General features: G+C 50.8%; 20 protein-coding genes. 7 read left to right on the forward strand and 13 right to left on the reverse strand.

Annotated features, from left to right (window positions below):
- Window positions 1-39: 39 nt before the first annotated feature.
- The 12 genes from GmarT_RS12475 to GmarT_RS12530 form a co-directional block, all read right to left on the reverse strand.
- The gene (locus GmarT_RS12475; RefSeq protein ID WP_149302785.1) at window positions 40-231 is read right to left on the reverse strand and encodes a hypothetical protein; all 192 of its coding nucleotides are present in this window, start codon (window positions 229-231) and stop codon (window positions 40-42) included.
- On the reverse strand, window positions 183-506 hold the full coding sequence (locus GmarT_RS12480; protein WP_002646175.1) for a hypothetical protein: 324 nt from the start codon (window positions 504-506) through the stop codon (window positions 183-185). Before GmarT_RS12480 ends, GmarT_RS12475 begins: the two co-directional genes overlap by 49 nt.
- 47 nt (window positions 507-553) lie before the next feature.
- Window positions 554-838, reverse strand: a complete 285-nt coding sequence (locus GmarT_RS12485) for a hypothetical protein (RefSeq protein WP_002646174.1) — start codon at window positions 836-838, stop codon at window positions 554-556.
- 40 nt (window positions 839-878) lie between these two features.
- Entirely contained in the window at window positions 879-1,100 is a 222-nt protein-coding gene (locus GmarT_RS12490) for a hypothetical protein (RefSeq protein WP_002646173.1), read from the reverse strand.
- Between the two features lie 92 nt (window positions 1,101-1,192).
- A complete protein-coding gene (locus GmarT_RS12495) occupies window positions 1,193-1,438 on the reverse strand; it encodes a hypothetical protein (RefSeq protein ID WP_002646172.1) in 246 nt (81 codons plus the stop codon).
- A 2-nt stretch (window positions 1,439-1,440) separates the two neighbouring features.
- A complete protein-coding gene (locus GmarT_RS12500; protein WP_002646171.1) occupies window positions 1,441-2,397 on the reverse strand; it encodes a hypothetical protein in 957 nt (318 codons plus the stop codon).
- Window positions 2,398-2,648: 251 nt separating this feature from the next.
- Window positions 2,649-2,969: a hypothetical protein gene (locus GmarT_RS12505; protein ID WP_002646170.1), complete on the reverse strand. Its 321-nt coding sequence runs from the start codon at window positions 2,967-2,969 to the stop codon at window positions 2,649-2,651.
- A 27-nt stretch (window positions 2,970-2,996) separates the two neighbouring features.
- Entirely contained in the window at window positions 2,997-4,481 is a 1,485-nt protein-coding gene (locus GmarT_RS12510; RefSeq protein ID WP_002646169.1) for a Ycf46 family AAA ATPase, read from the reverse strand.
- Between the two features lie 47 nt (window positions 4,482-4,528).
- Window positions 4,529-4,723 (reverse strand): DUF2997 domain-containing protein, encoded by a 195-nt coding sequence (locus tag GmarT_RS12515; RefSeq protein WP_002646168.1) that lies wholly within the window; start codon window positions 4,721-4,723, stop codon window positions 4,529-4,531.
- A complete protein-coding gene (locus GmarT_RS12520) occupies window positions 4,720-5,088 on the reverse strand; it encodes a hypothetical protein (RefSeq protein ID WP_002646167.1) in 369 nt (122 codons plus the stop codon). The genes GmarT_RS12515 and GmarT_RS12520 overlap by 4 nt, the downstream gene beginning before the upstream one ends.
- Before the next feature lie 21 nt (window positions 5,089-5,109).
- Window positions 5,110-5,688, reverse strand: coding sequence for an HlyD family secretion protein (locus GmarT_RS12525; protein WP_002646166.1), 579 nt, complete (start codon window positions 5,686-5,688; stop codon window positions 5,110-5,112).
- Window positions 5,689-6,047: 359 nt separating this feature from the next.
- Entirely contained in the window at window positions 6,048-7,361 is a 1,314-nt protein-coding gene (locus GmarT_RS12530; RefSeq protein WP_149302788.1) for a hypothetical protein, read from the reverse strand.
- A gap of 122 nt (window positions 7,362-7,483) precedes the next feature.
- On the opposite strand from GmarT_RS12530, the gene GmarT_RS12535 reads away from it, so the two are divergent.
- The 7 genes from GmarT_RS12535 to GmarT_RS12565 all read left to right on the forward strand — a co-directional run bounded on the left by GmarT_RS12535 (window position 7,484) and on the right by GmarT_RS12565 (window position 18,503).
- A complete protein-coding gene (locus tag GmarT_RS12535) occupies window positions 7,484-7,705 on the forward strand; it encodes a helix-turn-helix domain-containing protein (protein WP_002646164.1) in 222 nt (73 codons plus the stop codon).
- A gap of 443 nt (window positions 7,706-8,148) precedes the next feature.
- Window positions 8,149-10,125 carry an acyl-CoA dehydrogenase family protein gene (locus tag GmarT_RS12540; RefSeq protein ID WP_002646162.1) on the forward strand — a complete coding sequence of 659 codons (1,977 nt, stop codon included), beginning with the start codon at window positions 8,149-8,151 and terminating at the stop codon, window positions 10,123-10,125.
- Window positions 10,126-10,465: 340 nt separating this feature from the next.
- Window positions 10,466-12,208, forward strand: coding sequence for a type I restriction-modification system subunit M (locus GmarT_RS12545; protein WP_002646161.1), 1,743 nt, complete (start codon window positions 10,466-10,468; stop codon window positions 12,206-12,208).
- The gene (locus GmarT_RS12550) at window positions 12,205-13,557 is read left to right on the forward strand and encodes a restriction endonuclease subunit S (RefSeq protein ID WP_002646160.1); all 1,353 of its coding nucleotides are present in this window, start codon (window positions 12,205-12,207) and stop codon (window positions 13,555-13,557) included. Before GmarT_RS12545 ends, GmarT_RS12550 begins: the two co-directional genes overlap by 4 nt.
- 44 nt (window positions 13,558-13,601) lie before the next feature.
- Window positions 13,602-13,856: a hypothetical protein gene (locus GmarT_RS12555; protein WP_002646159.1), complete on the forward strand. Its 255-nt coding sequence runs from the start codon at window positions 13,602-13,604 to the stop codon at window positions 13,854-13,856.
- Window positions 13,857-14,019: 163 nt separating this feature from the next.
- Entirely contained in the window at window positions 14,020-15,393 is a 1,374-nt protein-coding gene (locus GmarT_RS12560; protein WP_002646158.1) for a YopA family protein, read from the forward strand.
- Window positions 15,390-18,503 carry a type I restriction endonuclease subunit R gene (locus GmarT_RS12565; RefSeq protein WP_002646157.1) on the forward strand — a complete coding sequence of 1,038 codons (3,114 nt, stop codon included), beginning with the start codon at window positions 15,390-15,392 and terminating at the stop codon, window positions 18,501-18,503. The genes GmarT_RS12560 and GmarT_RS12565 overlap by 4 nt, the downstream gene beginning before the upstream one ends.
- A gap of 303 nt (window positions 18,504-18,806) precedes the next feature.
- Here the strand turns inward: GmarT_RS12565 and GmarT_RS12570 are convergent, their stop codons facing one another.
- Window positions 18,807-23,072, reverse strand: a complete 4,266-nt coding sequence (locus GmarT_RS12570) for a hypothetical protein (protein ID WP_002646156.1) — start codon at window positions 23,070-23,072, stop codon at window positions 18,807-18,809.
- Window positions 23,073-23,248 lie beyond the last annotated feature (176 nt).

The following is a 23,248-nucleotide window of genomic DNA, read 5'->3' on the forward strand; positions in this document are numbered from 1 at the left end:
GTGACAGGTGGCCTCTGTAAATGAAAATGTCAACATGATTCAGCGTCGCTGCCGCGTTTTCCGGGACGAGCGAGAAGTCGGACGAATATCACCGCTATGAATCTGGATAGCGGCCAGTGCTGCGGCGCTGACCAGAAACAACAGCCACGATTGCACGACGCCGCCAATGATGGCTGAAATCATCAGAACGGCGAGCAGGTTGAGACTGTTAAGACGTTGTCGGGCTCCCATGGGGCTCCTTTCGGTGAGGGAACAGGAAATAAAAATACGGTTATGAGCTGTCGGGATATCGCACCCTCGATTTTGGTCGGAGTTATCGAAACGCGATCTCCTTCCTGCAAAACATAACCGGCGGTGGTCGGCTGACGGTTCACGCGGATCAGGTAGTCCTGGGGACGGCCGTGCGAAACCCGCTGCTGAAACAGGGCTTCCACTGTCGTGCCATCTGTGATCTGAATCTGGTCTGCGAAACCTGAACCGTCGTTATTGATGAATAAAATCTGCATACGTTACTCCTTGTTTAAGAATACAACTTTCAGTTGTGAGTGAACTTTCAGTAATTTTCCGGCAACAACACCGTGGTTGCCGAACGATCTGCTTCGGTAATAATCCAGAATGTGATCCCGTCTGCCGTATGGTAGACGGAAAACAGACGACCGCCTGTCTGCAGGGCCGCATCGTTGGCCCCGGCATCTTCCTGGCAGCAGTCACCCCAGTCTCCGGCCAGGTGCCGGGCCAGTGCCCGTTGTACTTCATACTCCGGAATTTGGTGCAGCACATCGGGAGTTGCCATCATCTGTCCCGCAGAGAAAGAACGCTGGTTTTGTTGAATCATCATGGTTCCCTGGAAATGAGGATGATTACATGTGCCTGGTATTTCAGGTCAGTCCCGGGAATCTGCCGAACGGCTGTGCGAACAGAGAGACATTCGATTCCAGCTCCCAGGCATCCCAGTCCACAGTCTGGGGCCGTTGATTATCCGGCTCCGGATCAAAGTCCACTTCCAGTGGGTCAGCCAGACTGAAGCCCCGCTTCCGGATCGCATGAATGTCTTCACCGGTGGCTGAGGCGACTGCACTGTCCAGGTCTTGTTGGGTCATCGTTTACTCCTTGGATAAAAAAGAACGACCACCCGCACAGGATGGTCATGAGAAATACACAACCACCCCGCACCAGACGAGGTAGAATTACATCACGGGCCGGAAATCAGCCAGTGTTGATTGAGCCAGTCGCGTTCTGCGGTCAAAGCAGCAGAACGATGGGAGAACGGCCCTAACAAGGGGCCATTGACCGGAGAGAGGTCGGCCGTCCATTGTCCGTCCGCTGCCGGTTCAACATATGCCCCACGATTGATCACCGGTTTTCCCAGCTGAGTCAGTTCAATCGTTTCGTCATAGATGCAGCGGACCAGTCCCCCCTGCTTGATGATCAATTCCATGGTTACTCCCCCTGGGGTCTTCGCAGGATATTGCGACGCGGGCGATCAATGAGCAGACCATCCAGCGAGGATTGTACTCCCGCCAGTCGCGTGGCGACCTGCTGTCGCAAAATACCATTGTCCCGTAACTGTTGCGGTTTGAGGCCGCCCACAATCTGCTGTGCCTGGTCTACAAGGTCATCCAGCTGTTCGTTGGAGCGGACATTCAACGCCTGAAAACGCGAAAAGAACTCAGTCAGGTTGGTGATGGCTGTGTCCCGGAACACCTTGGGTTTGCCCTCAGACTGGCCGCTCAATCGATCAGTCAAATGTTCGACCAGTTTCGTGAGCTCTTCCAGAAACGCCTGTTCTGCGAGTTGAACCGCTTCATCAAAACGCAACTGCATCCTGCGGCACTCCTGTTCATAGAGTTCCGGACTCAGCTGTTGCAGATAACGCGGCGGTTCCACCGCAGGATAATCATGTTCAATGGCAAACATGCCGATCAGCGAATGCGGATAGTCGGTCGGATTGAATAAGTCTCCCAGTCGGTTGCGGGCAGCGGACCGCAGTTCATCAAAGTGCCGGTTCAAATCGGTTACCGCTTCGTTCAGTTCATCCCGAAAACCGGCCAGACGCCGATCAAATTCATGGATGTCCGATTGTTTAATCAGGCGGATGCCGGGCTCCGGATAGGGGAGCGAGACTCCTTTCCAGTAGGCCACGGCCCGTCCGCGCACTGCTGTTACGGCTTTGAAGGCCGGATGTGAGGTATCCAGAAGTTTTTTACCAGCGGAAAGAAACTTTCCTTCAGCACCAAATGAATCCGCAGCCTGGCTCTTCTGCGGGGCTGTCAGTGATTTACGGACGCCCAGCCAGGTGAAACTGAGCCGGGCGGCCGCCATCGTGCTCTGCAATCGTAGTGAAGCCGTGCTGTGCGATGATTCAGTCTGTGGTTCTTCGAGCATGGAATTACTCATGAGGACTCCTTTGTGACTGGTGGAAATGAAAAACGCTGCCAGATCTCAATTGATCAGGCAGCGTTGCAGCGGGAATTTATATGAATTAATTGTGACCGGTTATGTCGGTATCGGACTTTTCGTCAGTGTGATTAGATAAACGTATTGTGAAACCGGACAGGCCACGGCGATGCCAGATGACATTGGAGCAGTAGCTCACAGTGGCCGATCTGCGGCTCATCAGTGTCACGGAATTGGGGAAAGGGGTTTGATCAGACTTTATTTGTGAGTTCAGGAAGAACCAGAGTTCCGACCTGACCGGTTTCACTGGGGCGGGCCTGTTCGGCAGCCTCAGGGGTCGAAAACAGCTCTGTGGTCAGGAGTTCGGTTCCCCCAGCATTGGCGACAGCATATTTCAGACTCGCTGAGCTTAGCTGTGTCCGTAGCCGTTGAATATCATCGGACCTCCAGATCTGATCGGAGGTCTCAAGACCAGAGTAAATTTTCAGCAGATGTGTGTCTTCGGGATTCATCTCCTCAGCCCAGAACTGCAGTGCGGCACTGATAAGGAGTATCTCCTGTCGGGTGAGCATGGTGCTCCTTCCTTTGAGACGGATAAGTCAGTTGATTGAAGAAAGATGTTTAATACTTCGGCGGGATTTTCTCCTGGGCGATTCCCAATGGAAGATACCGGGCTGGTCAGCATCGAGCCAACGACCGTTGGCCCACGTTCGTAACTGCTCGACAGACTCAGCCGCAGTCACCGCGATGGGGACCACGTTTAGCCGTGCTTCCAGCAATGTCACCTCCAGCAGACCTGCCAGCCGACAGCAACTGCGAATTTCAGCACCGGTCCAGTCGGTATCCTCTGGACGCTCCTGCTCCGGATTGAGACTGAATAACCGAATATACTGGTCCCAGATCTGATTTTTCTGCTCCCGGCCCGGCAGGTCCAGAAAGAAAATGCCGTCAAACCGTTCGCTGCGTCCGAATTCCGGCGGCAGTTTGGAAACATCATTTGCCGTACAAACCACGAACACGTCCGACTGATGATCGGCCAGCCAGGAGAGAAACGTCCCGAACATGCGGGAGGAGACACCTGAGTCGCCGTTACCGTTCAGTCCGGAAAACGCCTTCTCGACCTCGTCGATCATCGCCACACAGGGAGCCATCGCATCAATCACCCGTAACGCCTGCCGCGTCCGCTCTTCCGACTGCCCTACCAGCGAACCGAGGAGGTTCCCCACATCCAGGTTTAATACGGGACGCCCCACCTCCTGCCCCAGTGCCTTACAGAACTGGGATTTCCCGCACCCGGGCGGAGACAGCAACAGAACGCCCCGTGGCCGCTTTCTGGGATCATCTCGGCTCGGTTGCTGCAAAGCCCGTTTACAGAACGTCTTGAGGGCTGTCAGGCCTCCCAGATGACTGAAATCGTCATCTCCGCGGTATAGTGACAACAGACCACTCTTTTTCAGTGCCTGAGTCTTGAGTTCCCAGACCGCGTCAGCAGTGATTCGTCCCTGTCGCACCAGACTCAAACTGAAGGCATTTTCGGCTTCCATCCGTGTCAGCCCCGCAGCGGCATCAAGCACTGTCTGCAGCTCGTTTCCCTCAGGCAATTCCCCGGCTTCGGTGGCGATCCCCCGGGCAATCTCTTCCAGTTGGTCACGGTCAGGCAAATCATGCTCAACCACAACGAACATTTTCTCCAGTTCGGTCGGGATCTGGACCACGGGAGACAGCACCACTACAATCGTGCGGTTCTGCTTGCCGGCGATGATCTGACGCGACAACGCCTGCACCACTTCCGCGGACTGCATAAACCGGTGAAAGTTCTGCAGCACGATCAAGGCTGTCCCGTCTGGCGTGACCAAGGCATTCACCGCACGGATCGCCGCCAGCGGATCAGAACCGGTTACCTCTGCCTCACTCTGTCCGGGGATGTTTAATCCCGCATCGATATCCCAGGTAGCAAGTTGCCACTGTTCATCCCGGCAGAGCTCTGCAATTTCGGTCAGGGCCTCCTGGTGTTCGTGGGATTCGATCCAGATCCCGGTAAAGCAAGCCCGGATGTATTCGGTGAGTCGGTTTCTTATGTTCAAACTGTTCTCCTTCCATTTTAAATAACACTATTTAGATCTGAGTTGCTTCAGGACCGTTGCTGGTTGGTTTGCTGCTGACCTGCCGACTGATGAAATTCAGCGGTCAGCTGCTCTTCCGTCTGCTTGCCGAGGGCTGTTTCAATAAACCGGCTGGCTTCGCGGCACCCTTCTCCAGAAAAGCCCCTGGTTTCCACGCGGGTCTGGCCATCTGTGGCAACGGTGATTTCGATGATTCGAGTCATACTGCACCTCCTACCTGCACCGTCAACTTAATGGAGCCATCAGCCTGGGCCTGCTCCGTCACCGTGTGCCCCCTGCGGCGCGCTTCGATCCGTGTTTTTTCAACGGCATAGGACTGAAGAAACCTATCCAGGTGGCACCGATCCCCCCAGCGTCCCTCGAAGTTGTCATACTGCAGCTGACCACTGGTAATGTCACAGACGACAGGATACCGCCACTGCGGCAGTTCTACCCCCAGCCCGGTCGCCTCACTGCTAAAGAGTTTGAACGTCCCCTGCACCGGCTGTGGCAGCTTAAGACGTTCACAAGCGGCAGAAATAGCAACCGGGTCACGCACCTCGGTTTGGATTTGAACGATGTGAGACATATTGGATTTCTACTTTCTGTTTTAAGAGTTCATAGTGCCGAGTCTGTTCTGAGCAGGAGCATCAGAAGCCAGTTCCTGATGCTCAGAGTTTTCTGGCATGAATGGTTTTTGTGGAAAGAGCAGCGGTTTAGAAGAAACAAGATCATCCAGCAGGAGTTCGGCGACTTCGTTCTCCGTCGCCGGTTCAACGGTTTGTCGAAGCAACTGCCAGCAGACAATTAGCGGTAACAGGCAAATCAGGATGATGCCGAGATTGGAAATCACCTCAGCGATCACAGAATCATAGTATCGCTGGCTGGCCATGGATTTGCGTTCCTGCTCAAGTTGGTCCCACCGCTGTGCCATGTTTGCACGCTCGATCTGTAAATCATGTTGCATAGCCACGATCTCCTGTCGCGACTGAGCATCAGCGGACACTAACTGGCGAGCACCAGTAGCCACTTCTTGTTGCAACTCAAGCATTTGACGGCTCTGCTCAGCCTGAATCTTTGTTTGTTGCAGTGCCATCTGCGTGAGTCGTTGATCGGAATGCTCCTGGCAACCGGTCATCAGCATCAGCGGCCCGACCAGTATCAGCAGTTTCTTTGTGAGTTTCTCCATACAGCCTCCATCGAAAAAGTAAACGGTTTAAAATGTTCTGCAGTGCCAATCGCAGGCGGCGTTCCTTCAGGAATGCCGCAATCGCCAAAAGCAATGCGACAGAAACAAACGTTAATCCAACATAAACCAATGCTCGGTTCTCCTTTCTGGGGATGATTGATAAGCGAGATACGCAAAATCATATGGCTCCCTGTATCCGCACGTGTGGTGATTCGCTTATGAGTCCAGCTACTGGAATCCTGCGTCTGTCTGTATACGTAAAAAAACGCCTTGCATTACGAATTGAATGCGAGACGTTTTGTGCAACTTAAAATCGAAGAACCCGGCCTGAGGGACAAGTCAACACTGATACGGGAATGTCAGTCTTGAATTTTCACCAGCTTATTAGTTTCCTGATCGACTTTTAGGGTTGCTTTGTGTTTGTAATTCGTCTGGGGAAAAGATACTTCAAATTCAATCCTGTCAGGTTTGAATTCCAGACCTCCCGCAGGTGTGTCGAATGTCTTGGTTTCCCCTTTCATCCAGGAATCATAATCCCAGTACCATATTTTTGCTTGATCTCCTTTTCGAAACGTAAGATTAACGCGACACTTGGGAAGAAATTCCACTCCGTTCAAGGTAATTTGAGCCCCACGCTGAGTATCCCAAATGACGCCAGCTTCATAAGGTTGGTAAGCCCCTTGAAAACTCAGGTTTTCACAGCGATAAGCAACGTCTTTATCTTTTTCAGCTCCCTTGTATGTGTAGTCGATCCGGGTTGCGAACTGCGGTGAATAAATGGTGACTTTCATTTCTTTCACGTACACGACTGTGGTCCTATCCACGGTTTTTCCCAGGATTTTCTCTCCGCCCTGATACCGTCCCCACATGCAGGTAGCCTCAGGCCAAGTTTTCAGAAAATGCACGTTTTTTCGCACCTCTCCGTTCGCGCCAGTCAATTCCACCAAAATGGTACAGTCTTCAAGTGTTTCCCCAAGGTTTTGAAGTGCAATCCAATCATCAGGGCCAGAGTCTCCCCAGGATTCATTAAAATCGGCGATGATCAGACCGGTCGAGTCACTTAAGGTTGCCGAATACTTTTCTGCAATTTTGGGAAGCATCTTCTGTGCCGCATCAATCCTATCAATCGCGGCAAGCAGCGGCTGCATTTCTGAATTCAAAGCATTCTGTTTTGCCTCTGCATCAAGGCCACGGTGATAGCCTCCTGCAAAATTACCAAAGAATCCATCAACAAATGAACCTACAAACAGTGTTCCCTCATCGGGAGGCTTTGGCAGGGAATTTAAGTTGTCAAAACGCTCTAAGACCACAGTGACCGCGTCTCGGACCTGGTCTGAAACATAGATGATCTCTTTATCATTCGATTTGATCTCACGTAAGTCTAATAAGGCGGCCTGTAAATCCGCCATGACTTCTGATGTCTCACGTTTTTTCTGAAGTTGAGCTGAATCTGACTTCAGCGCCATTCCCAGATGCTTTGCAAGCACTTGATATTCCTCAGGTAAGGGTTTACTGGACGGGGTCGAGTACCTCGGGAGTTTACTTACTGTAGTATCGCTACCACAGCCCGAAAGCGTGAGAGCAAGGAATAGCACGCATGCAGATGCAACTATTTGATTGACACAAATGATTCTTTTCATGGCACAACTTATACCACCTGGTGGTCGCAACATTGATTTCTCCTCTTTCAGTGACAAATATCCTTAGAACCTGCATTTTGACTGCCTATACGTGCACACCATATGATACTTATAGTCCGTAGTCTTATCGTCGCTGTCAAGTGTTAAATACTTGCATGGCAAAACGAAAAGATATTCTGGTTAGATTTGGACAGCGGGTCCGGAAGCTGCGCAAAGAGCAAGGTTACTCGCAGGAGAATTTTGCCTACGCTTGTGAGCTGGACCGGACTTACGTCGGTGGGATTGAACGGGGAGAACGGAATCTTGCCCTGCGGAACATCGAGCGGATCGCCAAGACACTCGACATCAGTCTGGCAGAGCTGATGGACGGGGTTTGAGAGTGTTCAGACTGCTGGGGCATCCACCAGGACAACTCCCCACGTGGCAGGACCTCAGGCATCGACAGGTTAGCGGCTTCTGGAGAATTAAGTGGATGGGGATTCCCTGGGCAGGCCACATCATTCTGGCTTATCGGACATGGTAATTTCACTCCAGAGACTACCTCCGAAGGGAGTGCAGCAATCGATGCCTTACGCTGATAGTTAACGGTTTTGCCCTCATTTATTTTGACGCGGAAACCGTTGAAATTTAGGTGAAATGCTTCCGATACAGGGAGATTTTTCAGAATTCAACAGCAAAGCCCGCATGCCTGCTTACTCATTTATGGTAATATGGCAAATTGAAGACTTCTATCAAGATCAAAAGCTATTGGCATTTGACTTCCCAGTTGCATTCATCATCAGGCATGACCTTCTTTGTATAGAATTATTGGAGCTATCTTATGGTCAACCTCTCGAAGGCTGAAATTCGTCTGAGTGCGTTTGTAGCATTGATACTCACGTTATCCTGCACACCAATCGTTAATGCTGAAGATCACGTTGAGCAGGCAGATAAGAGCCGCTGGTTGTCACCACCAACCTATGCGATCAAGTCGGTTCGGGAGGCCCACTCCAGCCAGACCCCGGTAATCGTAGAACAAGAAGAGCTCGATGCTCTGATCAATCCAGATGGAGGCGGGGCTTGCCCCATCTCAGCGGCTTTAATTGCATTGCAGACACTTCGGTCGATGACTGGTCAGCCACATCATCTCCAGCCCCATCGCTTCGCCTTGAAACTGTTCCAAAAACATCCAGAGCTAAAGCAAGGACGGATCACCAATGACAGATTTGTTAACTTGCTTGGCTGGATGTCCGACCAGATCGCTGGATATGAAATCCAAGTCGAGGTCGTGTCCGCCCGAAATAGTGTTCACACCAAATCAGGGCCGTACTGGTCTGACGATGATGGACCTGAGCTAAGCATCAAAGGAGGCGAGTTAAACATTCTGGCCTACACAGTGACAACATCAGATGGGATCGTGCTGGGTCGTCACTTTGCCCTGTTGAAGGAAAGCGGTGAAACACAAATTCGCGTTTTAAATCCAGGAAAACCGATGAAGGACTATCAGTTCATTGTTGAGAAACGCAAAACATCTTCGGCTCCCTACAAACGGATCTATTTAAGGAGCCCGGGACGGCTGGCAGACACTCAGCCTGTCCAAGAGCTGAATACCGTCTTCAAAATTCGCCTTATTCCCTCTAAAACGGAGCCCTTACCTGTTTCCTCGTTGACCATCGATCAGATGAAAACTGCGATCGACGATCTTGCGGAGCAACTGAAATCAGAAGGGAAACTTACCTCACCGCGAGAATGGCGACGACGCAGTGCTGCCTTCGGACTGCCCGGTCTGGACTTACCAAAATCAGTCGGAGGAAGCGGTTGGAACGCCCAGCAGATGCTGGAAGTATTCAGACACGCAGGTCGGTACAACCTGAATCTGCGAGATGTCGTCGGAGGTGCTCACGGTCGGCCAGTGGTGATGATGGATTCTCCTATCGCAAAGACCGCACTCCAAAAACTCGTCTCAGGAGAAGCCTACTTTGCAGTGGCGATCACTGAGGAAGATGCAGGTACGGATACGAAAAGTATGCAGAGCCAGGCAGTGAGAGATGGTGGTGGATTCCGCTTAACTGGCTCGAAACTCTGGAATGCGCGTTTGCGTCAGGCGACACATGTTGTGCTGTATACCAGGTCTGCTGAAGGCTCACCCAATGCTCAGTCAGTTTTCCTGCTGCCGATTAACCACCCTGGCCTGGAGATCGTCGATCGTTTCGCTCATGGTCTGACGGGTAATTCTTTCGGTGGACTCAAATTCAACAATATGTATGTGGGACCAGAATATCTGATCGGTAAGGATGGAGACGGAAGCAAAATCTTCGAGAAGCACTTCCTTTACTGGAGGTTAATGCAAGCTGCAGCGGCAATCGGTTGTGGTGAGCGTGCACTGGAAATCATGGCTGAGCGAATCCGACAGCGTCATGTATCAGGTGGACCGATTGGACGGTTCACCCATCTTCAGCAACCAATCGGCGAATACCTTACGAAACTGCGGATGGCAGCGGCACTGGCACGAGAGGCAGCTAGATTTTATGACCAGGGTAACTATGAAGCTGCTGAACCACTCGTCAATGGCATTAAGGCCGAAGGAGTTGAGATTGCGTTGGCGGCCTGTGATGCAGCAATGCGTGCTCATGGTGCGGTGGGTTACAGCCGCGAAGTCGACCTCGGTGACCGAGTACGTGATCTCATGGGGCTACGAATTGCAGACGGTACTACAGATGTGATGCGGATGACGGTTGTTAGAGAACAGTATGGTTTTGATCTTTGGGAAATGTCTATTCGTAGCTACCCGCATGACTCAACTCGGGAAAAAGATTAGGAGTTCCCTCCCCCGGTTGGTCAAATCCAAAATATAGCCCGATATTCTGTGCGAGACCAGCCCGCCTGAGGCGATACGATTTGCGGCCGAGGTTCCGGATAAACTCTTGCGAACAGATGGCACACACTCAGCACAGCTCCTGGAATCAATCAAGCCCTCGATTTCAATTTTCCCCTTTCAGATCTGCAATCGTTTCGCCTGCGAATTGTCCTTCAGATCATTTCTCATCAGCCATCCCTCCTGCTTGCTCACCTCTGTCATTCTGTGTAGTATGGCAACTTGATAAATTGTTTACCTGCCAAGAGTTACCAGCGTTTTCCACTTCAAAGAACCCACAACCATGAATCAGCAGCAGTTATCCTCTTTCATCTGGTCGGTCGCCGATCTGCTTCGCGGCGATTATAAGCAGTCCGAATACGGCAAAGTCATCCTGCCGTTCACTGTACTGCGGCGGCTGGACTGTGTGCTGGAACCGACGAAAGACGCCGTCCTCAAGGAAAAAGAGAAACGCGAAGCCGCGAACATCAACCCCGAACCGTTCCTGAAGAAAAAGTCGCAACAGCTGTTCTACAATACGTCCCCCCTCGACATCAAAAAACTGATGGGCGATCAGGACCATATCCGCGAAAACCTGTTCTCTTATATCGAGTCCTTTTCAGACAGTGTGCGCGATATCTTCGAATGCTTCGAATTCCACACCCAGGTCGAACGGCTGGCCAAAGCCGATCTACTGTATATGGTCACCGAAAAATTCGCCAATGTCGACCTGCACCCCGATGTCGTCAGCAATGCCCAGATGGGACTGGTCTTTGAAGAACTGATTCGTAAGTTCGCAGAACTCTCCAACGAAACCGCCGGGGAACATTTTACCCCCCGCGAAGTGATCCGGCTGATGGTCAATCTGCTGTTTATCGAAGATGACGACGCCCTGACCAAACCCGGCATCGTGCGTTCCCTCTACGACCCGACAGCGGGAACCGGGGGCATGCTCTCCATTGCCGAAGAACATCTGAGCGGCCAGAACCCCGACGCGCGGCTGGTGATGTACGGTCAGGAACTCAACGCCGAATCCTACGCGATCTGCAAAGCCGACATGCTGATCAAAGGGCAGGACATCAGCAAGATCATCCACGGCAACACCCTCTCCGAAGACGGGCTGCCCGGGGAACATTTCGACTATATGCTCTCCAATCCCCCGTTCGGCGTCGAATGGAAAAAGATTCAAAAGGAAATCAAACGGGAGCACCAGCAGGACGGCTTCAACGGGCGGTTCGGTCCCGGCCTGCCCCGCGTCAGTGATGGTTCACTGTTATTCCTGATGCACCTGATCTCCAAGATGCGGCCCGCGAAAGATGGCGGCAGCCGGTTTGGTATCGTCCTGAACGGGTCCCCTCTGTTTACCGGCAGCGCGGGCAGCGGAGAAAGCGAGATCCGCCGCTATGTACTCGAGAACGATCTGCTTGAAGCTATCATCGGTCTGCCGACTGATATGTTCTATAACACCGGCATCAGCACTTACATCTGGATTGTCACCAACCGCAAGCCGAAACACCGCAAAGGCAAGGTCCAGTTGATCGATGCCAGCTGCATGTGGCAAAAGATGCGCAAAAGTCTGGGCAGCAAACGCAAGGAACTCAGTAGCGAGCATATCGACGAGATCACGCGTCTGTTCGGCAACGCGAAGAAAGTAACCAAAGGTGGCACCCCGATCAGCCGGATTTTCAAAACCACCGACTTCGGCTATCAGACGATTACCGTTGAACGCCCCGAGCGCGACGAAGACGGCAATATCGTGAAAGAGACCAAAGGCAAACGCAAAGGCCAGCCCAAAATCGACACCAAACTCCGCGACACCGAAGACGTTCCCCTCAATGAAGACGTCGACGAATACTTCCAACGGGAAGTCCTGCCCCATGTCCCCGATGCCTGGATCGATCACGACAAAACCAAAATCGGCTACGAAATCCCCTTCAACCGGCATTTCTATGTCTTTAAGCCCCCGCGCACACTGGACGAAATCGACGCGGAATTGAAAGGCGTCACAGATAATATCGTCGCCATGATCGGGGAGCTGTCGCAATGAGTTTTCCGAAGTATGCCGAATATAAAGAGAGTGGTATTGAATGGCTGGGCAAAGTGCCGGAGCATTGGGATGTGTTTCGAATGGGCATTCTTTTCGCTGAAGTAGCTGAAAGTGGTAATGATGACTTACCCGTTCTGCAGGTTTCAATCCATCATGGAGTATCAGACCGAGAATTAAGCGAAAGTGAATCAGATAGAAAGATTACTCGAATTGATGATAAATCAAAATATAAACGAGTCGTACCAAACGATCTTGTTTACAACATGATGAGAGCATGGCAGGGTGGATTTGGGACTGTAAAGGTTGAAGGCATGGTAAGCCCTGCATATGTGGTAGCCAGACCAAAAATTGACTTCCAAACTCAATTTATTGAACATCTATTTCGAACTCCACAAGCTATCGAACAAATGCGACGGTATTCGCACGGTGTGACAGACTTCAGACTTCGTCTGTATTGGGACAAATTCAAGAATGTTCGAGTAGCTTTACCAGACAAGTCCGAGCAGCAAGAAATCTGTGACTATATAGATGTGGAAACATCGAAGATCGATGCGTTGGTGGCGGAGCAGCGGCGGTTGATTGAGTTGCTGAAGGAAAAGCGGCAGGCGGTCATCAGTCACGCGGTCACCAAAGGCCTGAATCCCAACGCCCCCATGAAAGACAGCGGCATCGAATGGCTGGGCGATGTCCCGGAACACTGGGAAGTTTGCTCATTGAGGCGTTATGCATTTTTTGTCGACGGAGATCGTGGAAGTGAGTACCCTAATGAGAATGATCTCACATCCGATGGTATTCTTTTTCTTTCGTCAAAAAACATTGTTGGAGGAAAACTCGACTTAAAGGAATCAAAGTTCATTTCTCATGAAAAGTTTGATGCACTTAACCGCGGCAAAGCACAAGATGGTGATTTGATTGTGAAAGTCCGCGGTAGCACAGGCAGAATTGGTGAAATGGCACTTTTTGACGTCGGAGCATACAGTTTCGAAACTGCGTTTATCAATGCTCAGATGATGATAATTCGCACTGGTAATAAATTGACCCCAAAATATCTCAGCAAAGTCTCGCAAAGTATTTACTGGATGGAACAGCTTTCCGTCGGTGCTTATGGGACTGCTCAACAACAATTATCGAACAAAGTATTTTCTGACCTTTTCGTCACAATGCCACCGGTTACAGAACAAGCTGAAATCGCTGATTTCATAGATTTAAAAGTGGGAGAATTTGATTCACTTGAAACGGAAGCCGAGCAAGCCATCGAACTCCTACAGGAACGCCGTACCGCTCTGATCTCCGCCGCTGTCACCGGTAAGATCAATGTCCGCGATTATGCTTCTCTGGAAACGTCATGATTCAGCATCATCTAATTAATTCAACAAAATGAAAGGTAGCAACAATGCTTGACTACGAAGGTTTTTTCCCTGTTGGTCTTATCAATTCTATTGGGTGGGAGATGAAGATTCTCAAAATGCTTAGAGACGAGATAGACGAACCAAAGCCTTGTCGAATTGATGGACAGGAGTTACTTGCAAACGGAAGATTCCGTGTCGCGGTAGCTGTATTCAAGAGCAGAGATGATGCAGTCATGTTTCGGGAGACAGCACGTCTGGTGATTCAAGAAATAGATGGATTTGAAGGGTTCGAAGAATAACAAAACTGCTTCCAGAACAATGGATAGCGTTGACCTCGTATACCGTACCGCGCTATTCTCTGCCGCCGTAACCGGCAAAATCGCTTTACGAGAATACGCAGCACCGGAGACAGTATGAACATTCTTCAGATATCCAGCCAATTAATTTGGGGAGGGATTGTTGATGTGTAACAAGGACTCAACCCCAGATCGAATAAAGCCGTTCTACACCACACAAGAACCAGACCAAGAAATTCTGCTTATTGAAGAGGAAGCCACGCTCAAGCAGACTCTTGAAGATTCAGATCAATTAGTCGAGTGTACAGGAACGGTAAGAATCTTACAAAAATGGTCTCCGATGGGGCTATACTTCGAATTCCCAGACATAAACACTCATGATTTTAACTATGGCGAAGTTGAAATTGTCTCAAATTCGTTCACAACAACTGGTCAAATCTATTACGTGTTAGATAATCATATTGCAGGACATATCAAGAACGATATCGATATCGGTACTGATCACGATCTTCAGTATGTGACTTTCCACATCCCCAACTATCCTGATCTTTATGGTGGCCAGAGTTATCATGATAAAATTGATACTCAAACAGTTCGTTGGTCTGAGGTAGTACTTGAAGCTGAGGGGTTCCGTATTGCTTTACAACCAATACGAGACTATTTGGGTCTTAGCCAAGTGGCTCGGAGTAGTGAGAATATTGCAATAACTGGGGTAGGGCAAATCAGCAGGATCGATGGTAAACCGTTCAAAAAAGAGAAAATCAAGCCCCTTCTCAATGGCATCCGAATATTCTTGTCCTTCTCGTTTACTAATTGGACAGCTCCAATATTGGTTGTGGGATCAAATGAAGTCACTCCTAAAAGCTGTGAAATATGGCAAAACCATAGCGTTGATGCCGATTCTTATTTGAACGGGTGGTTAAGCTCAAATCGTGGTCATTATCTTTCTACTGCATTCCCTGGTTTTATGAAGCTTTGGGCAAATGAAAATTGGCGAGAACCACTAGAACTTGCTGTGCATTGGTTGATAGAAACCTCAAGGAGATCAGGGGGGATTGAAGCGGCAATAGCAGTCGGTCAGATTCCATTAGAAATGCTGTCATGCTTAGTATTCGTTGATGATGGTAAAATCCTTGAATCAGGTGAATTTGGCAAGTTAAATGCTGCCAATCAAATTCAACTCTTACTGGCACATTGTGGCATCCCTTCTGAGCCCCCCAGCCAATTGAAGTCTCTCAGTAAATTATCAAAACATTTAAAACCTACTACCGGTCCTAAATTGATAACAAATGTTCGAAACGCAATCATTCATCCGAATGAGTCAAACAGATTAGCAATGTCTAAATGGAAGAATCAATTCAGTATCGAACTGGAGAAATTATATTGGGAAACGAATCAATTGCTGAAATGGTATATCACACTAATCTTGCTCAATAGAATGGGATACTCAGGACAATATGTTAATCGCCTGATACCTTTTCCTATCGCAAGATATGAGGATGTTCCTTGGAACAACTCAATAGAGAAAGCCAAAATATGAGCCTGCACAAAGAAATCAAATTCGAAGACGAGATCTGCGATGAGCTGTCCGCGGCGGGCTGGCTGTTTGCCGACAAAGACGCGGCCCATTACGACCGGGAGCGGGCACTCTATCCCGCGGATGTCGTCGCCTGGGTGCAGGAAACACAGCCCAAAGCCTGGGAAGTTTTGACGAAGAATCACGGCGCAGGAGCAGAACAGGCGTTACTCAACCGATTGCGGGACGCACTCAACAAGAGCGGGACGCTCTCTGTATTGCGGCAGGGCTTCGATGTACTGGGCATGCGCCACAAACTCAAGATGGCACAATTCAAACCCGCGCTGGCCATCAACCCGGAGATCATGGAACATTATGCTGCCAACCGGCTGCGAGTCGTGCGGCAGGTGCGGTACTCTCTGCATAATGAAAAGAGTATCGATCTGGTCCTGTTCCTGAACGGTCTGCCCGTCGCGACAGTTGAACTGAAAACCGACAACACACAAAGCATTGAAGACGCCGTCGATCAGTACCGCCATGACAGAGATCCAGCCCCCAAAGGTCAGGCAGCCGAGCCGCTCCTGTCGTTTCCTTCGGGCGCTCTGGTGCATTTTGCGGTCAGCAGCCGGGAAGCGAAGATGACCACTCGACTGGCAGGGACAGCAACTCATTTTCTGCCGTTCAACCTGGGCAATGAAGGTGCCGCGGGAAATCCGGTCAATTCCAATGGCTATATGGTTTCCTATCTCTGGGAACAGGTCTGGCAGCGAGAAAGCTGGCTGGAAATCCTCGGGCGGTATATGGTCGCCGAACTGGATCAGAAAAAACAGATCTCTAAAATCATCTTCCCCCGCTATCATCAGCTGGACGCGACCCGCAAACTACAGGCGGCGATCTTAACCGAAGGCCCCGGTCAGAAGTACCTGATCCAGCATTCCGCCGGTTCGGGAAAAACGAATTCGATTGCCTGGTCGGCTCATTTTCTGGCAGACCTGCACAATGCCGAGAACAAAAAGATTTTCGATACGGTCCTGGTCGTCTCTGACCGGAAAGTGATTGATGGTCAGTTACAGGATGTCATCTACGGCTTCGAACGGACAGCGGGTGTCGTCGCCACCATTAAGGGGGGAGGCGGCAGCAAGAGTTCAGAACTGGCAGAAGCCCTGTCCGGGGATAAAAAGATTGTCGTCTGTACGATCCAGACGTTCCCGTTTGCGCTGGAAGCAGTCCGCGAACTGGCAGCCACCCAGGGCAAACAGTTTGCCGTCATTGCCGACGAGGCGCACAGCTCACAGACAGGGGAAGCCGCTTCCAAACTGAAACAGCTGTTATCGGCAGAGGAACAGGCAGCCATTGCCGACGGGGGCGAAATCAGCAGCGAAGACATTCTGGCAGCACAGATGGCATCCCGCGCCAGTGAAAAAGGCATCACTTACGTCGCGTTTACGGCCACTCCCAAAGCCAAGACGCTGGAACTGTTCGGGCGTCGCCCTGATCCCAGTCAACCTGCTGGCGAAGGGAACCTGCCGGCACCGTTTCACGTTTATTCCATGCGACAGGCGATTGAAGAGGGTTTCATTCTGGATGTCCTCAAGAATTACACGTCTTATAAGCTGGCTTATAAACTGGCGAATGGAGGCGAAGAATTTGACGACACCGAAGTTGAACGCGGCGCCGCCATGAAAAGCCTGATGAACTGGGTCCGACTGCATCCCTACAATATCTCCCAGAAAGTTCAGATCGTCGTCGAACATTACCGGGAAACGGTCGCCATGCTGCTAGACGGGAAAGCCAAAGCAATGGTCGTCGTCAGCAGTCGCCTGGAGGCGGTACGCTGGCAACTGGCCATTGAAAAGTATATCAAAGAAAAAGGCTACCCGCTCAAAACACTGGTCGCCTTTTCCGGGGAAGTCAACGACAAAGAGTCCGGCCCCGAACCGTTCAAAGAATCCAGCCAGACACTCAACCCCGGTCTGAAGGGACGCGATATCCGCGAAGCCTTCAAAGGGGACGAATACCAGATCCTGCTGGTGGCTAACAAATTTCAGACCGGCTTCGATCAGCCTTTATTGTGTGGCATGTACGTTGATAAGCGATTGGACGGGATACAGGCAGTACAGACCCTCTCCCGACTGAATCGCTGCTATCCGGGTAAGGAAGACACCTATGTACTCGACTTTGTGAATGATCCGGAAGTGATTCTCGCCTCATTCAAAGTCTATTTCACGACAGCCAGCCTGTCTAATATCACTGATCCAAACCTGATACTGGATCTGCGGTCAACGCTGGACGGGACCGGCTATTATGACGATTTTGAAGTCGAACGGGTGGTGAATGTCGAACTCAACCCGAAATCGAAGCAGAGCCAGTTGGAAGCCGCTATCAAGCCAGTGGCCGAACGTCTGCTGAAACAGTATGAAAACGCGAAAGCAGACTTCAATCTGGCCAAACAGAATAACGATGATGAGACAGCCAAAACCGCCAAGGAAACGATGGAGGCACTCCATCTATTCAAAGGGAATATGCAGACTTATCTGCGGGCTTATACGTTCCTGTCCCAGATCTTTGATTATGGAAATACCGACTTCGAAAAACGCTCGATTTTTTACCGGCATCTGCAGCGGCTGCTGAAATTCGGACGCGAGCGCGAAGGCGTGGATCTGTCAGAGGTCAAACTGACTCACCACAATCTGAAAAACCGTGGTAAACAGCAGATGCAATTACACGACAAAGACGGCTTGCAACTGGACCCGATCACCGAAGCGGGCAGTGGTGCCGTTCAGGAGAAGTTGAAAGCCCGACTCAGTGAGATCATCGAAAAGGTGAATGACCTGTTTACCGGCGAACTCAGCGAGAACGACAAACTGGTTTATGTAAATAATGTCATTCTCGGAAAACTGCTCGAATCTGAGACCTTAAGAAAGCAGGCAGGCAGTAATTCGAAAGAACAATTCGGCAATTCTCCCGATCTGGGCTCAGAACTGGATGAAGCCATCATGAACGCCCTGGACGCCCACATCGAAATGAGCACCCAGGCGCTGAACTCAGAGAAAATCAAACAGGGACTGAAAGACATTCTGCTGAATCACACCAACCTGTATGAAGCATTACGCGAACGGTCAACGAGTGCCTAAAAGTACGAACATGAGTAGCGCATTTCCTCGCTCCGAAACGGCCCTCCTGCAGCTGCCCCAACACCTCTTGTTCTGTTCGAAAGTACTTATCGCCAGGCGCCTGTCTTTTTAACCCGGAATGTGGGAAATGCGTGTTGTATTATTTGACCAAGAAAGTAATTAGTTTTTCGATTGATTGTATGGAATCCAGTCCGTGAAAATAAAACTATTTATGCTTGAGTACACACCCCTACCCGATGCAAAGTATTTCCGACAGCCTCGGAACTCAAATTAATCTCACGGCCACGCTGTCATCCTGTAACATCAAAACACGAGTAGTTCAGAATCGTCCTTCAACGATACAAAAAAGTCATCAGCTTCGTCATGCCAATCTGGCAGATTGCGTTCGTCTGGATCCAGGGCTGCTTCCATTAATCCTTCACTGGCATGCTCATAGCCCAGCAGATGCCCCAGTTCATGACAGATCACCGTCCAGAGATCTATCAGCCCCTCTGCATCACTGTCAGGCAAAGCAATCAACGTCAACTCGCTTTCGTATTGAAACTCGCTGTGAGCGCGCGGTGTTTCATCTACAAACCAGCCAAAGCCCGCCGCATTTACATCAATATAAATCGTGCCAGCGTTCACTCGGCCCAAGGTCTTTCCTGGCAGATCAACCACCTCAATATTGACACCAGTCAGCTTATGCTGATCTTCTTCAGGCAGTTCCCAACTCACTTCTTCTTTGGCAGTCTGCAGTGCTGTCTCCGCCTGGGATTGAGTCAGTGGGGGAGCATTTGTTCCGATCTGTGGAGTCAATGAAACCTGCAGTTGCTGGTCCCAGGCATCAGGATAATTGCTTGGATAATTGATGACGGATTTTTTGAGTTTTGATTTACCATAATTAGAGACTAACGCAATCAGATCGCGATAATCGATGCGGTCACTCTGATCAAAATCGGCAAACCAGGCATACTCAGAATCGGATTCTGATGGAATGACATTATAGAGCCCGACAAGCAGAATCAGATCCCGGTAATTGATCCGATCATCATCATTCAGGTCGAAGGGATTCGCGTAGATTTCGACTCCGGAATTCTCAATATTCAACGGTTCGACTACTTGCCCGTTTCCCCGTCCGATCAGTGAACTGGTAATTTCAAACGACAGCGTCTCCGAGCCAAACCCCACCCCTCCCTGTCCCAAAGCGACTTCGTCCTGATCCAATGCGGCAAATTTAATGCGGGCGAACAACAGCTGCTTTTCAATGCCCAATTCAACGGTTTCAGTACTTGCGGCCAGTTGTTCAACCTTGCCACTGATATCATCAATCGTACCAGACTGGTTTTGTGTGAACGCCGGGCCGAATTGAATCTCCGTGGCGGAGGTCGCATCCGTCTGATAACCCAGTTCGACGGCAACCAGGGCGACTCCTTCGCTGCTTAAGTCTTCGGTCTTCACCCAGATTTCTACCCAGTAATTCGACCATTCACTGAACCAGGCCTGATCCTCTGGCAATGCGGCTGCTTCACCATGGACGTCAACCGCTGTGGGGGAACTGACAATCCGCAACGCAAGATGCTCATCCAGTGATTCTTCGATGGCGTTAATCGTGAGATTAAAGGAACGCTGGAAAAGGCCGTTATCCTCGGGCGTTGCCAGGTCGCTATCCAGTCCGCCATCTTCAACCTGCACGGTGATCCGGGCAGTGCCGGTCCTGCCTGCCAGCGGAGTGATTCTCAGTTTCGGCCTCCCCCCGTCATCCAGAACGGTCAGTCCGGAGGCCGGAAGGACATCAGGATTGTCTGACGAGGCCGACCAGACGACGGGCCCGTCTATGACGGGTTCCAGTCCCGTGAGATCAATAGATTGCTCTGGAGCATTCTCGCTGATGACGACATCTTCAATCAGATCGAAGGTCGTTCCCGCGAAGCCATCGATCTGCGAGCCAACCCAGATCGTATTCTCTTCCTCGTAGGCCACCAGAAAAGCCTGATTGACATTATCCAGAATGAGCTTGATGAAAAAACTCCCCCCTTTGATCGATGCCACACTGTTGCTGGAATTAAGGAAACCACTCACACCTGTGGTGCCATCGCCAAACGTGACACCGTCTCCTTCATTAAGGGAACCATTGTCCCAATAAGAACTTCTCACAAGATAGTTCCCGTTGGGAAGTGCGAAGACTCCGGAGACGCCAGTTCGATATTTCCCCACTTGATCATCACTATGAGTTCCGACGAGACTGTTGGCTGATGTAATCTCACCGCTGATTCCCGTAATTCCATTTCCGAATGTCACGGCACCAGCATCGGTAATCGAGCCATAGTCCCAGTTCGGGTTCGCAACCACATAGTTCCCGTTGGAAAGTGCTGTCACGGCGGAGATACCATATGTAAATTCGCCCACACGGTCGTTGACCGCTGAGCCGACAAGGCTGTTTGTCGTCGCGACCAGACCGCTGCTTCCGGTCGTCCCTTCTCCGAAAGTCACTGCTCCTGCATTCGTGATTGTGTCATTATCCCAGCCCGGACTGCTGACGACATAGTTTCCGTTCGTGAGTGCTGTCACCCCATTGGAACCCACATTGTCGTCCCTCTTTGCTCCAACCAGGCTGTTTGCTGCCGAGACAGCCCCTGAAATACCGGCGGTTCCACTCCCCCAGGTGACCGCTCCTACATCGTAATACGATTCATTTCCCCACTGCGAACTGACAACGACATAATTGCTGTTTGCCAGCACGGTCACGCCATCTAAACCGACGTAAGAATAATTTTTTGTTCCGACCAGACTGTTGTCCGCAGAGAGGACTCCCGTAATCCCGGTGGTTCCGTTTCCAAATGTCGCTGCCCCTTTTTTGAATGACCAGTTGCTGCTGATGGCGACATAATTACCGTTGGGAAGTGCTGTGACGCCTCCATTGCCCACGTTATCCGCATTGCTCGATCCGACCAGACTGTTCGCAGATGAGATCGCGCCGTTGATTCCGGTGGTGCCGTTACCAAATGTGACTGCACCGACGGCTAATTCAGAACTGTTGCTCCAGGCAGGGCTACTGACGACGTAGTTCCCATTAGTCAATGCCGTCACTCCGGCATATCCCACCAGGTCATCTTTCGTCAAGCCGACCAGACTGTTATCGGCGGTGATCACGCCGCTGACGCCGGTTGTTCCATCCCCAAAAGTAGCAGCTCCGGCATCGGACACGGAGCCATTGTCCCAATAAGGACTACTCACCACATAGTTACCGTTCGCGAGTGGTGAGACTCCATACAAGGATGAACCACCAAAACCCAGTTTGTCATTTTTTGTGATACCAACAAGACTGTTCGTCGCAGATATTTCTCCGCTAACACCAGTTGTACCACTGCCAAAAGTCACGGCACCGGCATCGATAATGTTATCATTATCCCAGAGGGGACTGGCCAGGACGTAATTCCCGTTCGTGAGCTCTGTTACACTGGAAGTGGTGGGATGAAAGTAGCCCAGTCTGTCACCGGCCGTTGTTCCCACCAGGCTGTTGGCTGAGGAAATCACGCCGCTCACACCCGTCGTTCCATTCCCGAATGTCACCGCACCGGCGTCCGTGACAGAACCGTTATCCCATCCCGGGCTGCTGAGTACGTAGTTCCCATTGGCGAGCAACGTGATATTCACATTTCCATTCATGAAGTCTCCGACAAGATCATCTTCGGATGAACCGATGAGGCTGTTGGACATCGAGACGACCCCGGTCGTACCAGTGGTTCCATTCCCCCAGGTCAGCGCGCCGGTGTCTTCAATCGAGCCGTTGTCCCAGAACGGACTACCCACGAGGTAATTCCCGTTCGCAAGCACTTTGATTCCCGTATCATTGCCATAGTGGAATCCTATTTTATCCTGTGCACTGGCGCCGATCAGACTGTTCGCTTCTGAAATCACGCCTGTCACACCGGTTGTCGCATCACCAAACGTGACTGCACCGACGTCGGTCATCGGGCCGTTGTCCCAGAAGGGGTTGCTGACAACGTAATTCCCATTTTGTAATACGAGAATTCTTCCGCCGCCACTTCCATCACTGGGAGAGGTCCCCACCAGGCTGTTGTCAGCCGAGATGACGCCGGTCACACCGGTCACACCGTTTCCAAACGTAACCGCTCCGACTTCCCAGCCCAGGTTACCATTGCTCCACCGCGGACTACTCACCAGGAAATTGCCATTCGGTAATGCCGTGACGCCACCACTTCCGATCTGTTCATAAGAGTCCCCGATCAGCGTGCTGATCAGCCCACCCGTTTCGCCGTTAAAGAGATAGACGGCCCCGCTCCAATTGTTGTATCTCGGATCGGTGACAACAATGTTACCGGTACTCAACGTGACCACTGAGGCACCGAATTCGGTAAATTCACCTGGGTTGGGATTCGCCAGTTCCGAAAACGCAGCCGTGAGCATTGTACGCTCTTCCAGAAATTCGATCTGGCAGCTCGTCGGCTGAATCCACGTTTTTTTCGCCCGGAAAGCAGTACGTCGCTGTGGCCAGGCGAACAGACTCTGGAAAATCGATCGCGTCAGGTGAATCAGTTTTTCGAATCGTGTCTGGCTGTGTCTCATGATTATTTCCTTTCCCGCGAACGGGATGTCTCTTTCACACTAGTCTCTGCCTGCACCAGACTTGGCGATGCTTAAGAGGAGAGAGTGCAACGAGAATCGGGAGAATTTCTGTTTTCCCCATTTTTTCCTGTTTCATCCCGGCGTCGAATAGTGGTCGAGAACTCATGCGAAATTGA

It is taken from the genome of Gimesia maris (assembly GCF_008298035.1).
GTDB lineage: Bacteria > Planctomycetota > Planctomycetia > Planctomycetales > Planctomycetaceae > Gimesia > Gimesia maris.